Here is a 17,356-nt window from a genome sequence, read left to right on the forward strand (position 1 = left end):
AAAACATCATTAAAAATCCAAGGCTACAGATAGCCTGAATGCTCTTCCCAGAATTGGTCTTGCTAAAAACACATCATCATTAGCACTTGTAGTACCTCTCGGATTACCTTCTGTTAATCCTATTTCATTGAATAAATTAGTACCATCTAAGGCAAATCTTAGGTTATCATATTTGTATGATAATCCTGCATTAAACACATTAAATGCTGGTAATTCTACTGTATTTGACTCATTCTGAAATTTCTTGCCAAAATAAGACCATTGTGTATACAACTCTAAATTCTTAACAATCTCTATTTGTGGTCTCAGTGTAAAATAGAACTTTGGTATCCTTCTGGCTGTGTTACCATCAAAATCAAAAGAAGTACCATCGGCATTAGAGCCTGTATAATTATTATATTTTGGGTTTTGAATTGTAGTGGTTGCTGCTAAGGAGAATATTCCAAATCTTGCATTTGCTTCTATCTCCAACCCTAAATTGTTGATATCTGCAAATCTATTCTCTGAACTTCCATCGGCTAAAATATCGGCAAATGCAATATTATCCATGCTCATATAAAATAAATTAGCGTATACTCCGATGTTAGAATTAGAATACTTAAACCCTAATTCTGTTTGGTCTATTTCTGTAATTTCTAAACCGCTAAGATCCGCGGCATTATTATAGTAAGATTCTTCAATTGGAGTTCTAAAGCCATGACTATATCTTGCATACATTGCCATTCTATCATTAAACTTGTAGTTCAATGCTGTCGTATAAGACAATTCTTTTACATCATAATTCCAGTATGTATATGGATTACCATCTACAACTGTGATAGCATCATCTGCAGTATTATTATCTAACAAACCTAAATCTGTAGAAAAGAAGCGCGCATTATCTCTATATCCAGCATACTTATCGTTATCGTGTCTCAATCCAAAATTGGCAGTCAATTTTTCGGTTAAATCAACTTCTGCATCTAGGTACAAAGCATTTAGTTTTCCTTTGGTTTGTGCATCTCTCTCTAACCAGGTAATTCGTTCTATTCCATTATAGGTTCTAGATATTCCTGTATTGGTATCTATTAAATTAACAAGCCTAGGGTTATCAGACACATCTACAAGATAGTTACTCCAATTCCAATATTGATTAGATTTCCAATTAGAATAATAATAGCCTAATGTGATATTTATCTTTTCGAAATCAAATGCAAAGGTGAGATTGTTTGCGAAATTTGACATATCCTTGTCAATCGCCCAATGATCTGCTCTCATCACCAAAGAATTAGGGTTTAGCAATTCACCGTTATCAACGTATGTGTATTCTGCATTAGCTGCATCATCTAGTGGAAATTGAGTTGTTTGTGTGGCAAAATCAGCCTGAGTATTGGGTCCTCCTGTACTAAAAATAGCATTATAATTAAGATCAATATCCGTATTCCTGAAGCTGTTTTTTAATGTCAAAAATTCTGTAATTCTATATTTAAATTCTCCTCCAATAGCATCAACATTTGGATTTACTCCATCCTCAAGGTCTCTTTCAAAAAAACCTCCTCCTACTTGCGGAACTCTTAATCTACTGAAGTTTCTTGATGTTAAAGTTCCATAATTAGCATCAAATCCTGTGAACTCTTCTGGATTTCCATCACTATCTCCTCGAAGTGGAATCGGTAATAAGAAAATATTACGATCATTGAGTTTTTTATAATGTATTCTAGCATACCCTTTTTCAAACTTATATGTTAAATTTAATTTCATTTGCCCTCCTTTGTTTGCTTCAAAACCAGGATCTCGAATTCCATCATCTACTCGATAAAAACCGCCAATATTGAAAAACAACTTGTCTTCTACTATAGAACCTCCAATGTTTAAATCTGTTCTAAACAGTCCATAATCTCCAACTGTCATTTTTGCACGTCCTCTTAGTTCATTCTGACCAGTTTTAGAAATAAAATTTATAATTCCTCCAGGTGCATTGGTAGCAAAAACAGAAGCCGATCCACCTCTTACAGCTTCCATCCGTTTAATGTTTTCATCTATTCTATACCAATTATCCACATTCCCAAATTGCAATGCTCCATCTTCAAAAACTGGTAATCCATCTTCTTGTATTTGTACAAACTCATATGCTCCTGCCGCAGGTATTCCTCTGGCGAACAAATTATTCCCCACTTCTCCACCTGATGATTCTACCACAAACCCTGGAATTGATTGTAACAAATCTGCCGAAGTTTGAGGAGCTATTTTTTCAATATCTCTATAGCCAATTGTAGTAATCGCAACACTCGATTCTAGTTTTGATTTTGGATTAGATGAACCCGTCACAACAATTTCATCAAGTGATAATAAATCCTCTTTTAAAACTATATCTTTCTGAAGATCATTTGTTAGAATAATTTCTTCTCGGATTGTCTTAAAACCTACAGAAGAAATTACCAGTACGTAATTTACATTACTGTCAAGTTTGCTAATAACATATTGTCCATCAAAATCAGAAGTAGCTCCTTTTGTTGTGCCTTCAAGAAAAATGTTTACTCCAATAACGGGCACTCCTCTTTCATCTGTAATAGTTCCTGAGATATTTACTTTTTCCTGTGCATTGGTTGCTGATATCCCAAAAAAAAGAAATACGGTAAAAATAATTAGTAATTGTTTCATTGTATTTTGTTATTTAATTCTTCAGCAATTTCCTAATTGGTTGTCAACCAACAATCAACAAATGTGTTTGAAAATGCCTCGAAATCGTTTTCGAAAAAATCGAAATCGTTTTCGATTTATCTTTTTCTTTTACAATTTATACTCCTTCAACTAATATTAGTATTTAACAGAATACACCTTCTTTCATACTGTATTTATTGAAGTTTTGAGATATCACTATACAGTCAACAATAGATCATTTATTCAAAGTATTGGAATGTTATAGTTTTAATTCTTTGATATTTCTAATCAATTAAGAATTGCATCTTAACTGGTAGTTCTTGCCTAATAATTGTATCTTAGAAATGAAAAGTTGTATGAATGGAGGTTACCACACTTAAAGATATTGCTACAAAACTTGGAATTTCGGTTGCTACGGTTTCTAAGGCGCTTAAGGATTATCCAGATGTAAATAAAGAAACTAAAAAGAAGGTAATTCATATGGCACATAAACTGAATTACACTCCAAATCAATTAGCCGTTAATCTTAGAACTAAACAAACACGAACCATTGGCGTAATCATCCCTACTACGGTTCATCATTTTTTTTCTAATGTGATTGATGGAATTATTGCCGAGGCTGAAAAAAAAGGTTATCTAGTCATTATATTACAATCTAACGAAAAATTATCTTTAGAAAAACTTCATGTTAACCTACTGATTGACAAACGTGTTGATGGAATTTTAATGTCTCTATCAAATAAAACCAATGAGTTTGTACATCTAAAAAAAATAATTAGCAGAGCAATTCCCTTAGTACTTTTTGATAAAATAGAACCTAGCATCAAATGTTCTAAAGTAAGGATTGATGATAGAAAAGCGGCTTTTGACGCTGTCTCTCATCTTATACAAAAAGGACATCAAAAAATTGCTCATTTTAGGGGAGATTTAAATCCAAAAATATCGAATGATCGTTTTGAAGGATACAAAGATGCTTTAATAGCAAATGGCATTTCTTACGATCCCTCTTTAGTATATATATGTGATAACAACACTGATTTTGATGATGGTTATAATAATGCAAAAAAGCTTCTCAAGGAACATTTAGATATAGATGCAATTTTTGCAATTACTGATCTTGTTGCTATTGGTATCATTAAATACTTTAACGAAATATCTGTAAAAATCCCCGATGATATTGCTGTAGTTGGTTTCAGCAACTGGTTCATGTCGTCAGTTGTCTCTCCTACATTAACAACAATTAATCAACCTGCTTTCAAGATTGGAAGTAAAGCAACCGAAATTTTACTACAAGAAATAGAGTGTTATCAGGATAATAGAGTCATCGAATATCGAGAGGTTATTCTTCCTACTAATCTTATTAAACGAGAATCAAGTTAAGAATCTATTACCAGAAAAAACCAACTACAATAGAAGTAACTACCAATAAGATTACAGATAGTATTCTATAATTTTTATACCAAGGCAATCCTATAAGTTCTTTAGACTCTTCACTAAACATTTTTCTTTTATAGGTATATTCTTTTATTTGTTCTTCTGATTGTGGTTCTGTTGTTAAACTTACTGCCGCATGAATAATTATACAGATAACAAATAACCAAGTAGCTTTTGCTAAGAAATGTAACTCATTTACTTCAGGGATCCAATCAAAAGTTTGAGAAAGAATCATGAAAATCGCTAGAGAGAACCCCAACAATAAACTTACAATGGATCCATTTCCATTTGCTCGTTTCCAAAACAACCCAAGAATAAAAGTAGAAACAGCTGGAGGACATGTATATGCAATTACTAATTGCAAATACGTCCATAAAGAGTCACTTACACTTTCTATAAAAGGAACCCACGAAATAGCTAATACAACTAGAATAACGGTAGTAATTTGACCTACTCTCACTAATTGTTTACTTGTAAGTTCTGGTTTTAGCTGTTTTACAAAATCCATAGTCACTAAGGTAGATGCAGAATTAAATGTTGCAGAAACAGACGACATCATTGCAGCCATTAAGCCTGCAACTACTAATCCTAATACTCCTACTGGTAATAATTGAAATAACAATACTGGATATGTTAGATTAGGGCAATCTGCAAGGTTATCACATATGGATCCATCTGTGAGTGCATAATTAAGACTTGTAATATCCAGTGTACTAAACAACAATAAAGCCAGTACTCCAGGAACTACCATAATAAAAATCACAGGCAACTTAAGTAGTCCTGCAAACAATGCTCCCCAACGCCCGTGATTGAGGTCTTTAGCTCCCAAAACACGTTGTACCATAAACTGATTATTAGCCCAAAAATAAAACCCAAGTAGTGGTACTCCTGTCAATAATCCCCACCAAGGCATAAATTCATCATTATCTGGTCTTACCAAACTAAATACTTCATCTGAATTAGCAGGTATATATTTTCCTTCTGCTAAGCGATCTCCAAAGTTTACTTCTCCAGCTGATAACATAGTGTCTAGTTTAGCCATCATACCTGACCATCCTCCTCCTAATTGTTCAAAAGCGAAATACGTAAGTAAACAAGATCCTACTATCAATAAAATTGCCTGAATTACTTCGGTTTGGATTACAGAATTTAACCCTCCTGGAATTGTATAAGCTGCGGCTGCAACTGCTAATATTACTAAAATAAGTGTAGAATCCATAGAAGGAAACAACAATGTTAGCACGATCTTACCAACATATAATCCTGCTGCGGTATCCACTAAAATATTACCAACTACAGTAATAAACGAAAAATAATATCGTGATCGTTTATCGTATCGTCTTTCCAAAAACTCGGGCATTGTATATACACCTGATCGTAAATAAAATGGAAGAAAGAAAATAGCAAAGAAAATCAAGACCACTACCGCAAACCATTCATAATTATACACATTGATATTGGTTTGATATGCATCTGAAGCTAATCCTACCAAGGTAGAACTAGAAATATTAGCAGAAAACAATGCAATACCAACAATAGGCCAAGTCATGGTTCTACCTCCTAAAAAATAATCTTCTGAGCTTCCTCTTTTTGATTTTGAAATTCCATAGATAATGATTCCTATGAGATATACTACAATTACCGTGATGTCTATATAAGATAATTCATTCATGTGTGAAATGTTTACTACTTTATATCCTTTTTAAGCCTTTTATAACTTTTGAACCAAAAATTATTTAGTTTTTTAACCAAAAACCTTATGAATATACAAGATTATCCTAAAATTAATGTGATTTCACAGATGTAAATCACTAATATGATTTGTGCAAACGTTTGTATTATGAAATTCATAAAAATTCTGTCTAATCAAATCATTATCCGTTACACCTATAAACCAAAATATCCAGAAGCATCACTACTCCTGGATATTATATTCAAAAAAATTATTTTTATTTAGTTACACGTATTCGCAAAAGGACATGGTGTATTAATATTCTCTACCCACCCATTACATGTACCATCTCGGCACCATTCACAACAAAAAGGCTGTGCTGAAAACACTCCTCCTTTAATCGATTGTTGCTCTAACTTGTTTAGTTTTTGAGCTCCTTTTAGATTTAATAAATTTTTCATCTTAAAAAAGTTTAGAAATTAAAATTATAGTGACCTTTTAAAGACGTTCACCGATACGTCTGATATTGTTATAAGAATATTATTATTACGATACCAAAGCAACACTTTGTGTATGTTGAGATGTTATAAAATCATCAATGAAGTATATAAGATCTGTTCGATCATATTCTTGTGGAAATAGTCTATTATTTAGGTATAATGCTGGTGTGAAATTAATTGCATTTATTTTACACCATTGGTGTTGATCATTCAATAGATCATCAAAAGAATTTGATGTTTTATTGGTTTGTTTATCTAACCATTTTTGAAGATCAACATTTTCGGTATATACTTCTCTCAATGCTTTTAAGGTATTACTTTCTCCTTCTGTGTTATAGATCTCTAGTAAACTTGCAACTATCTGATATAACAAGCTATCTTGGTTAGATGTATTAACGTTGAATCGTATCACTACCTTTATGTTATTTCTTAACTTATCAAGTAAATATTCGATATCGCTATGTGCCTTTTTACAAAAAAAACATAAAGGACTTGTAACCATTACTAATTCTACATCAGCGTTTTTATTACCAAACACCAACTCTTTAGAAAAATGATTAACTTCTGAAAGATTCTCGCTTTCATCATAAAGAGCTTTAAACAGTGAAAACTTACGTTTGAATGTATAATGAGTTATTTCTGTTTTTTGCAAGGATTCCTTTTTTTCTATCAAAGGTTTTAAAAGGTTCCAAGCACCAATTACAGAAGTCAGACTCAATACAAGTATAAGCACCTCTTGTGAATCAAAAATCAAAGTAATACTAGAAAAATTATCCGCTGCAACCACCATAAACTGAAACACTAGAACAATGGCAATACCAAGACATAAAGGACACCATTTTTTTATGACCTGATATTGATAGTATACCGAATACACTACAAAAGGAAACGCCATTAATGTAACTATTGATAATATCTCCAATCCATTTGCTTCACTAATAAAGAATAACATCCAGGATAAACAATAGGTCGCAAATGTTACTATACTCGCATCACTTAGCTTAAAAAGTTTGAATATAGTAGCTCCTTTTGAGTTTAAGACTGTATCACAATTTGTATTTTCTGAGAGATTACAAAACTGATTTGCAGCACTAGATTGCAATCCTAACTCATGCTTAACAATAAATACACTTATTATTAAACCCATGGCACTAAGCACAAAATGAGTCTGTGCGAAAAAATTGGGTTGCATGATCAAAAAATACCCAACACATATCCCAACAAGAACCACTAATATCCTATTTATGGTCGCAGTAGCATAGATACTTGTTTTGGTTTCTTTAATATTTTCGTTTTTTTCTATTGCCAGTATGACTCCATTCCATCGAGATAAAAAATCTTTTTCTTCAATTAATTCTACATTATTTGCCGTGGTAGTAATCTTAATTTTTCCATTTCTCTTTTGTACGAGAACCAACTCTTCAGCAGCATCCAATGTCATATTAGCAATAAAACAAGTAGGTAGGTTTCTAAGTATTTCGGGATTTACAGATACTCGTAAAGCTAAATTTGGAATATTAAAATGATCTAATACACCAGTAAGTGCGTGTAAACTAGGATAAGAAGGGTGACTTGATAATTGAAGTTGTAATTCTTCTTTATGTATACGAATATTATTCTTTATGATTAATTTTTTGAGGATCGTATGCAATTGTTCTTTCATGACTGTTAACCTTTATAAGACTACGTTTATCTTATTACTTGGTTAAAATTGGAGGTAATCAAAAAAGTTTACAATAGCAATTTCATAAGTGTGCAGAATTATTTCAAATTCGTAATACCATAAAAGTGATGATAAAGCAAAAAGAGATTGCCTTAAAAGGACAATCTCTTTTTATTTATGCAATTTAAAAAAGGGGTTACTTATCTCTGTAACTATTTTAAAATAAGGATATTACCTCGGTCATTCGAATTAATGGTTATTTCTTCTACTTTACATCGATCGAAATGATTATACCCTTGTAAATCTCCTAACATACGATCCACTCGTGCAGACGATTTAACGTTATCCAAACTTTGATTATATCCATTAGGGAGATAAAATTCAAAATCATAATCATTTAGTAACATATGTGTATACAAAAACCCTATAGTACCTGAACCTGCCCCGTCAGTAGGTCTCGGACCACCAGAAGGTGTTATGTCTCTACAAACAGATCCAATATGATAATAATAAAACTCCTCTAAGAATGCATCTCTAAAAACATTATCGTTATCTAATAAACTTTCCAAGGTTATTGTATTTTCTACAGATCCATTTACTAATGTATTCACAAAAAAACTTTCAGCTGATTCATTCCTTACCAAAGCTTGAGCTGTAAGATAAGACACCCACTGCATTATATTTTCAAGACTTTCTTCTTCTGTTTCTTCAGAGTAAGTATCAAGTGTAGTTTTATTTACTTTAAAAGTATTTTGATTTTCAATAGAATCTGGAGTAACAAATTCTTCTTTATCACAAGAGTAAAAATTAACAAACAAGAGCAGTAGTAAAAATCTAATGAATGATTTCATGATATTAAATATTTCCGATTTTTTAAATTTAACAAATAATATATTTTTAGAATGGCTATTTCATATTTGAAACAAACTAATTCATTTTAGCCATAATCAATTTCATATTCGTTATTCAGAATATTTTCTCGATTACATAATCCTTACGCCTGCTAGATACAGGAACTTTTATATCTGGGTCAATGATCAAAACACCTTGCTTATTATAACGTGACACATGTGTCTTATTTACAAGATAGGATTGATGACACCGTATAAAAATATCTTCAGACAATAACTCAATCACTTTCTTGATTGGTTTTGAGACTACTATATTTTTGTCTTTTTTTGTATAAAAAGTAGTGTAATTCCCTTCTGATTTGCAGTACAAAATATCATCTTCATATACCACGTATACATTTTCCAATGTTTTTAAAATAATACGTTTCTTTTGTGCACCCTGAAAATACTCACTAGATATTTCCACCAACTTTTCTAGATCATGTTCTTTTTTCGAATTTTCAATAGCCTTTATAACCGCCTCTTTAAATTCTGAGTTTTCTATGGGTTTCAAAATATAATCTAAAGCACCAACTTTAATTGCTTTTAGAGCATGCTCATCAAATGCGGTCACAAATATGATGTCAAAATTTTTATCTTTTATTTTGGCTAGCAAATCAAAGCTTGTTCCGTCTGTTAAATGAATATCCAAAAAAAGTAAATCGGGTTTCTTTTCTTCTATTATTTTTATAGATGCTTCCACACTTTCGGCTTCACCTACCACCTCAATATCTTCACTAAAGTATTGTGTTAGTTTTGCTTTTACATTATCTCTGATATAGACTTCATCATCTACTACTATTGCTTTAATCATCTTCCGAAAATTTATAAGGGATTAAAAACTCAACCAATACACCTGATTTACTTGCATCATTATCTTTTTTATCCAGAATACTAATCTTATGTTTTGTGGCTTTGTAAGTGAATTTAGAAATTAATTTCATGGACACAGAATTTTTATACTCTTTATTTGAGGTTTTTAGACCTACTCCATTATCCTCAATAGTACAATGAATGCATTTATTTTGTAATCGCAAAGTAATATTTATTAGTCCTCTATACGGTATTCCTAAAAAACCGTGTTCTATACTGTTCTCCACAAAAGGCTGAATCAACATCGGTGGAATAAACAATAGATCTTCTTCTTCAAAATTTTCTAAGATAATGTTATAATCAAATTTATTAGGAAAACGCAACAATTGCAGATCCATATATTTGCGTAATAGTTCTAATTCATTTTCTATCTGTACATAGTTATGTATAGAATTTTCTAAAATTAATCTCAACAATCTCGAAAACCTCAGTAAGTAATTCACAGCACTTTCTTGACTTTCTTCTATTTGATTTTGAATAACCGACAGTATATTGAATGTAAAATGCGGATTCATTTGAGCCCTTAACAGGCGTTGTTGCATTTGTATTTCCTGTTTTTGAAATTTATAACGTCTTTGTCTATAAAACAAATATCCAACCAGCATCAATAAGCCCGAAAAACCCAGTAAGACTATTAATTTTAAGTTTTTGAGCTCTGATTCATTCTTAGCTACTATGGCAAGTTTTTCTTTTTCATTAGCTGATTTTAATGCAAAAAGTTCTTCATCTATCTTTTTTTGATGTTCTCTATTATTTTCTTCTATTAAGCTCCTATATTCATTAAGAAGTTCTTCTTCCCTATCTCTTGTTCTATAATTTAATATAAAACGATACTCATTATACTTAGTCACATATGCTGGGAATGAATTGGGAAGAATTATTGCTTTTGTGGAATCTAAATATTTTTCTGCAATCTCATATTCTTCAATTTCAAGATATAAATCAGTTAAGTTATTATAAGATTCTAATACATTAAAGTTCTGGTATAATGGAATTTCTTTAGAAAGTTTTAAAACATCCTTAAAATACTTTGCGGTTTTTTTATAGTTCCTCTCATAATAATTTAATTTTCCATACGTCCTATATAACTGCCTTTTAGCATCTTTACCACATTGCACAGTATTTAAACTATCTAACAACTCAAAAGCTTCCTTTTTTTTTCTTAAACGAAGATATAGTGTTTCTGCTTTTGAATTTGCTGTAACTACATACATATCAACATTCGAAGATTGTTTGGCTGTTTCTAAGGTTTTTGAATTATAGTATAAAGATTTTTCAAAATTCTTCAAATTAATATATACCCGTTCCAGAAAATTATACGCATATACCAAGTCTCTACTATTGTCCTTGTTATTAGAAATCTCAATGAGTTTTTGCGCAGCACTGATACCATTGGCCAAATTGTTATTGTCTTCATCGGTCTCCCAAGTATTTCGAAAATACACGAGATTTCTTTTTCTATCATTTGGCCCTTTTATCAAATCAATGGTCTTATGAAAATAGTACATAGCAGAATCTACTGATCCTATCTGCTTATAGTAGTATCCCTTTCTAAACAGGTTTTCAATTAGGAGTGTATCTGGTAAATTTTTATCTCTATCAATAATGTATCGAGCAGCAGCTATATAAACTAAAGTAGAATCATTTACTGTATTTTTTGCTAACGAATGTAGATCGTTAACATTTTCAATGTTATATAATAAATCACTTTTAGCGCTTTTTTTATTACACGCAAAAAACAATACTGTAATTACAGTTAAAAATATTAGATAAGGTTTTTGCATATATTTCTTGTGGAAAAAAGTCAATTTAAAACGTACTAAAATATGTTTTTTTCCTCAAAAACAGGGATTACTCTTTTAAAAACTGGATGTTGCGTTGTAACCCTGAAAACTTAGTTCGTTTTACAGCAGATTTCTGGAATACTTTAGAAAACACTTCTTGAGTAATTTCTTCCCAATCTTTTTTAGTCATTTCTAACAATTCAGGATTTGGGTTAAAAAGTGGTTCGTTATGTGGTTTAGAAAATCGATTCCAAGGACATACATCCTGACACACATCACATCCAAACATCCAATTATCGAATTTTCCTTTTACATCTAACGGTATCTCTTCTTTAAGTTCTATCGTAAAATAAGAAATACACTTACTACCATCTACTACATAAGGATCTACAATAGCTTGTGTAGGACAAGCATCAATACAGGCGGTACAAGTACCACAATGATCCGTAACAGGTGTATCATATTCTAAATCCAAATCTACTATCAGCTCTGCTATAAAATAATAAGATCCTACTTTTTGAGTAAGCAGGTTACTATTTTTACCAATCCATCCCAATCCACTTTTTGCGGCCCAAGCTTTATCCAAAACTGGTGCTGAATCCACAAAAGCTCGACCATGAACCTCTCCGATCTGTTCGGTTATAAACTCCTGAAGTTTTCTTAATTTATCTTTAATCACATGATGATAATCCTTACCATATGCGTATTTGGATATTTTGGGCGCTTCTGGATCCGCCTGCTCCTCTGAAGGAAAATAATTCAGAAGCAATGAGATTACACTTTTAGACCCTTCAACTAAAAGTGTTGGGTCCAAGCGTTTATCAAAATGATTTTCCATATATGACATCTGGCCATGCATATTTTGTTCTAACCATTTTTCTAAACGAGGAGCTTCTTGCTCTAAAAATTCGGCTTTACTTATACCACAAGACAGAAAACCGAGTCGTTTAGCCTCAGTTTTAATCAATTGGGTATGTTTAGTTTTCGAATTCAATTTAATATCTAATGATTATTCATTTCTTCTTTTGGAAATTCATTCATAATCTGGATTCCTTTTTGAATAACCAAAGAAGTAGGTAAGGTTATATTTTCACCTTGATCAGTAGTCATAAAGACATAGAAACCTGTAATATCAATTACTTTTCCTGTCCAATCAAAATCTTTATCTAAAACCCTAATTCTATCTCCGATTCTAACAGGATGACTAAAAAACAAAATAATACTTGCAGTGAGATTAGACAATATAGACCATTGTGCAAAAAAAGCAATTCCAATGACTGCTAATACAGAAGAAATAAAAACACTAAACTCTTTTAAATCTATACCCCAAATAATCATCAAAATTATTCCTGCTAAAAGGTACTGAAGTAAAAATGATAAATTTAGTATTAACTTTCTTCTATTTGGGTTTATTGATCTTAAAACCGAAAATTTTCTAATCCCTAGTTTTGTTATAAGTAACACAAAAAACAAAATCACAAAGACAATAACAGTTACTAAGATCTCATTTTTATATATAATCATATTTTAAACATTTTAAACAACCCCATAACCTATCGCAATACAAACTTAACAACTGCATCCACAGGTTTTAATGTAATCAAAGGCTTTATCGCTATCGGAGATGAAGAAGTTATATTGTATTTCTTAACTAACTCACTTACTGTATATATCATTTCATACATCGCAAAATTACTCCCTACACACATTCTTGGTCCAGCTCCAAAAGGAAAATACCAATCCGAGTATGCTTTCTTATTATCTGAATGAAATCTGTCTGGATTAAACACTGAAGGTTCTTTCCAAAAATCCTGATGCCTATGTATCTCAAAAAATGATATCAAAACTGTAGTTCCTTTAGGTAAACATATCCCATTATATTCGTCATCTTCTATAGCAATACGATCTGAAAAATAGGCAGGAGGATACAAACGCATAGCCTCTTCAATACATTGTGTAGTGTATTTGCTTTTAGCAAATTGTTCCATCAATGATAATTCATCTTCATAAGACTCCAAAACTTCCTTATATACCTTTTCCTGAATTTCAGGATGTTTTGCTAACAGCATTAGTGAAAAACACAGTGCGTTAGAAGTAGTTTCATGTCCTGCCACAAATAAAATAAGAATCTCATCTATTAATTGATCATTACTCATCGCACTGCCATCTTCATATCTTGATGCTAACAACATATCTAACAGATCATCATAAGTCTCATTTGAATTCCTTCGTTTTTCGATAATCGAATTCAAAATATCTCGAGCTTCATCAGTTAACTTTATAGTCTTCTTAATTTGCCCTGTTAAACGAAACCACCATAGTTTATATGGTTGTCTTATTTCACGAATTAAAGACTCTTGTGCAGCTTCTGTAATATATTGAAGTCTGGCAATTGTTTTACCTGTATCCGTATAACTAAACAACGATTTAGCTACAACCTTAAAGGCCAAATCATTCATTAAAGGGTAAATATCAATAGTTTTACCAGGTTCTATTCTTGATAATTCTTCTTTAATAGTATCTTTTATAGTAGAAGCAATTACATCCAGTTTTTTCTTATAAAAAGCAGGTTGTATTAATCTTCTCTGACGTAACCAATGTTCTCCGTTAGAAGTTAACAAACCGTTTCCAATATATTTCCCTAAGTCTTTTGTCTGGAGTGGTGACTTATGATATTTACGATGTTGATTTTGAAGCATATGTTTGGCAAAACCAGCATTTCTTGTAAAAACAGCTGATTTCCCGAATCCCAAGTTCACTTCAAAAACATCTCCATGTTTCTCAAAATTTTCATGATGAAACGGTAATGGGTTACGAAGAATGCGTTTTGCATTTTTAAGCACCTTGAAAAAAGAAACCTTAGGGATTGTCATATTTTATTTATTTACTTAAAATCCAATTTAAAACAATCCACCTTGAATCCCTCCTTTTACTCTTCCCAAATGTTTATATGCAGCTTCTGTAACCTCTCTTCCTCTTGGCGTTCGCATGATAAAACCTTGCTGAATCAAAAAAGGTTCATACACTTCTTCTATAGTCTCGGCACTCTCACTAACAGCAGTTGCGATAGTAGTCAATCCAACAGGTCCTCCTTTGAATTTGTCTATCATAGTGGTTAGAATCTTATTATCCATCTCATCAAGTCCGTGAGCATCTACATTAAGGGCTTTAAGAGCGAATTTAGAAATCTCTATATCAATATTACCATTCCCCTTAATTTGAGCAAAATCTCGCACTCTACGTAACAAAGCATTAGCTATTCTAGGAGTTCCTCTACTTCGTCCTGCAATTTCTATAGCGGCTTCCATAGAAATCGGAACATTTAATATATGGGCACTTCTTTCTACAATAGTAGCCAATAGTTCTGTAGTATAATATTGTAATCTAGATTGAATCCCAAAACGAGCTCTCATTGGAGCTGTAAGTAATCCTGATCTTGTTGTGGCTCCAACTAAGGTAAAAGGATTTAAGTTAATCTGAACCGTTCGTGCGTTAGGCCCGCTTTCGATCATAATATCGATCTTGTAGTCTTCCATAGCAGAATATAGATATTCTTCTACAATTGGACTCAGCCTATGAATCTCGTCAATAAACAATACATCTCTATCATCCAGATTGGTTAATAATCCCGCTAAATCACCTGGCTTATCTAGCACTGGCCCTGAAGTAACCTTGATTCCAACCCCTAATTCATTAGCTAGAATATGTGCCAAAGTAGTTTTTCCTAATCCTGGAGGTCCATGAAACAGTGTATGATCCAATGCTTCATCTCTTAAATTTGCAGCTTGAACAAAAATCTTTAGATTTTCAAGTACTTGATCCTGTCCAGCAAAATCCTCAAACGCCAGAGGCCTTAATGCTTTTTCAATATCCAGATCCTCATTAGAATAATTTTCACTTGATGGATTAAGGTTTTCGTTCATTATAGGAAATAAATTTTAGTAATTGCTATTACTTGAATACTATATTAGATGGATCAATAACAAATATACTAGAAAAAGAAAAAGCCTTTTCATAAAAATGAAAAGGCTTTATATATTTTAATCAAAAAATGCCGTTAATGATGCATTTCTTCTTCTCCGTCTTGCAATGGTGTGATTTGCGACACATAATCTTGTCCAGCAATCACATACTCTCCGTTTTCATTTGTCTTACTATAATCATAAGGCCATCTGTATACGTGAGGTATATCTCCTGGCCAGTTCCCGTGCATATGCTCTACAGGAGTTGTCCATTCCATAGTATTTGATTTCCAAGGATTCTGCACTGCTTTCTTTCCATAGAAAATAGAGCTTATAAAATTGTACAAGAATACTAATTGACCTGCAGCTGTAATTAATGCAAAGACTGTAATTAACACATTAGTATCTGCTAAATCATCAAAATATGGGAAATTACTATTTGTATAATAACGACGAGGTAATCCAGCCATACCAATAAAGTGCATCGGGAAGAATACTCCATAAGCACCTATTGCTGTTACCCAAAAGTGTACATATCCTAGATTTTTATTCATCATTTTCCCGTACATCTTAGGGAACCAATGATACACTCCTGCAAATAAACCATACAAGGCAGAAATACCCATTACCAAGTGGAAATGCGCTACTACAAAGTATGTATCATGTACATTAATATCTAAAGTACTATCTCCAAGGATAATTCCAGTAAGACCTCCTGTAATAAAAGTAGACACTAATCCAATTGAAAACAACATCGCTGGATTGAGCTGTAAATTACCTTTCCATAGTGTTGTTATATAGTTAAATGCTTTTACCGCAGATGGTATTGCAATTAATAGCGTTGTAAATGTAAATACAGAACCTAAGAATGGATTCATACCAGAGATGAACATGTGATGCCCCCAAACGATTGTAGATAAAAATGCAATAGCTAGAATCGAAGCCACCATCGCTCTATATCCAAATATTGGTTTACGTGCATTTGTTGCAATAATTTCTGAAGTTATCCCTAATGCTGGTAGTAATACAATGTAAACTTCAGGGTGACCTAAGAACCAAAATAAGTGTTCAAAAAGTACTGGTGATCCTCCTTGATTATGAAGTACCTCTCCTGCTATATATATATCACTTAAGTAGAATGAAGTTCCAAACCCTCTATCCATAATCAACAATAATGCTGCTGATAATAATACTGGGAAAGAAACAATACCAATAATAGCTGTTACAAAGAAAGCCCATATAGTTAATGGCATACGTGTCATTGACATACCTTTGGTACGTAGATTAATTACCGTAACTACATAATTCAAAGATCCTAATAATGAAGATGCGATGAAAATAGCCATAGACACTAACCATAATGTCATTCCTGTTCCAGAACCTCCAATAGCCTGCGGAAGTGCACTCAACGGAGGGTAAATTGTCCAACCAGCAGATGCAGGTCCAGCCTCAGCAAAAAGAGACAATACCATGATCACACTACTCAAGAAAAACAACCAGTAGGAAATCATATTTAAAAATCCAGAAGCCATATCTCTAGCTCCAATCTGCAGCGGAATTAAAAGGTTACTAAATGTACCACTCAGACCTGCTGTTAATACAAAGAATACCATAATCGTACCGTGGATCGTTACTAATGCTAAGTACATTCCTGGATCCATCACTCCATCTTCTCCAAATTTACCTAATAATACTTCGAAAATGGTGAATTTATGATCAGGCCATGCTAATTGCATTCTAAACAATATAGACATCGCAATACCAATAATACCCATAATCAAACCAGTAATTAAATACTGCTTAGAGATCATTTTATGATCCTGACTAAAAATATATTTAGTGATAAATATCTCTTTATGATGATGTCCGTGATCGTGATCTTCTTCGTGACCATCTACGTGTGCTATTGCTGACATACAGTTATTCTTTTAATAAAAT

The 17,356-nt window shown here is 32.3% G+C and carries 13 protein-coding genes; 1 reads left to right on the forward strand and 12 read right to left on the reverse strand.

From position 1 onward, the window contains the following. Positions 1-9: 9 nt before the first annotated feature. On the reverse strand, positions 10-2,640 hold the full coding sequence (locus QBK95_RS07065) for a TonB-dependent receptor (protein ID WP_280932002.1): 2,631 nt from the start codon (positions 2,638-2,640) through the stop codon (positions 10-12). Between the two features lie 360 nt (positions 2,641-3,000). Between QBK95_RS07065 and QBK95_RS07070 the strand changes: the two genes are divergently transcribed. Beyond that, positions 3,001-4,020, forward strand: coding sequence for a LacI family DNA-binding transcriptional regulator (locus QBK95_RS07070; protein WP_280932004.1), 1,020 nt, complete (start codon positions 3,001-3,003; stop codon positions 4,018-4,020). A 7-nt stretch (positions 4,021-4,027) separates the two neighbouring features. Here QBK95_RS07070 and QBK95_RS07075 read toward each other — a convergent pair whose 3' ends face one another. The 11 genes from QBK95_RS07075 to QBK95_RS07125 all read right to left on the reverse strand — a co-directional run bounded on the left by QBK95_RS07075 (position 4,028) and on the right by QBK95_RS07125 (position 17,334). Beyond that, entirely contained in the window at positions 4,028-5,746 is a 1,719-nt protein-coding gene (locus QBK95_RS07075; protein ID WP_280932006.1) for a sodium:solute symporter, read from the reverse strand. A gap of 281 nt (positions 5,747-6,027) precedes the next feature. Continuing rightward, a complete protein-coding gene (locus tag QBK95_RS07080) occupies positions 6,028-6,207 on the reverse strand; it encodes a hypothetical protein (RefSeq protein WP_280932008.1) in 180 nt (59 codons plus the stop codon). A gap of 85 nt (positions 6,208-6,292) precedes the next feature. Beyond that, on the reverse strand, positions 6,293-7,909 hold the full coding sequence (locus tag QBK95_RS07085) for a vitamin K epoxide reductase family protein (protein ID WP_280932009.1): 1,617 nt from the start codon (positions 7,907-7,909) through the stop codon (positions 6,293-6,295). 212 nt (positions 7,910-8,121) lie between these two features. Beyond that, positions 8,122-8,760 carry a hypothetical protein gene (locus tag QBK95_RS07090; RefSeq protein WP_280932011.1) on the reverse strand — a complete coding sequence of 213 codons (639 nt, stop codon included), beginning with the start codon at positions 8,758-8,760 and terminating at the stop codon, positions 8,122-8,124. 115 nt (positions 8,761-8,875) lie between these two features. Then, complete coding sequence (locus QBK95_RS07095) at positions 8,876-9,613, reverse strand: LytR/AlgR family response regulator transcription factor (protein ID WP_280932012.1); 738 nt, start codon at positions 9,611-9,613, stop codon at positions 8,876-8,878. Further along, on the reverse strand, positions 9,606-11,456 hold the full coding sequence (locus QBK95_RS07100; protein ID WP_280932013.1) for a sensor histidine kinase: 1,851 nt from the start codon (positions 11,454-11,456) through the stop codon (positions 9,606-9,608). The genes QBK95_RS07095 and QBK95_RS07100 overlap by 8 nt, the downstream gene beginning before the upstream one ends. 67 nt (positions 11,457-11,523) lie before the next feature. After that, positions 11,524-12,450 carry a tRNA epoxyqueuosine(34) reductase QueG gene (queG, locus tag QBK95_RS07105; RefSeq protein ID WP_280932015.1) on the reverse strand — a complete coding sequence of 309 codons (927 nt, stop codon included), beginning with the start codon at positions 12,448-12,450 and terminating at the stop codon, positions 11,524-11,526. A gap of 8 nt (positions 12,451-12,458) precedes the next feature. Further along, a complete protein-coding gene (locus QBK95_RS07110) occupies positions 12,459-12,980 on the reverse strand; it encodes a mechanosensitive ion channel domain-containing protein (RefSeq protein ID WP_280932017.1) in 522 nt (173 codons plus the stop codon). A gap of 29 nt (positions 12,981-13,009) precedes the next feature. Next, positions 13,010-14,329, reverse strand: coding sequence for a cytochrome P450 (locus tag QBK95_RS07115; protein ID WP_280932019.1), 1,320 nt, complete (start codon positions 14,327-14,329; stop codon positions 13,010-13,012). Between the two features lie 27 nt (positions 14,330-14,356). After that, positions 14,357-15,379, reverse strand: coding sequence for a Holliday junction branch migration DNA helicase RuvB (gene ruvB / locus QBK95_RS07120; RefSeq protein WP_280932021.1), 1,023 nt, complete (start codon positions 15,377-15,379; stop codon positions 14,357-14,359). 134 nt (positions 15,380-15,513) lie between these two features. Then, on the reverse strand, positions 15,514-17,334 hold the full coding sequence (locus tag QBK95_RS07125) for a cytochrome c oxidase subunit I (protein WP_280932023.1): 1,821 nt from the start codon (positions 17,332-17,334) through the stop codon (positions 15,514-15,516). Positions 17,335-17,356: the final 22 nt, after the last annotated feature.

The organism is Aquimarina mycalae, assembly GCF_029906345.1.
Taxonomy (GTDB): Bacteria; Bacteroidota; Bacteroidia; order Flavobacteriales; family Flavobacteriaceae; genus Aquimarina.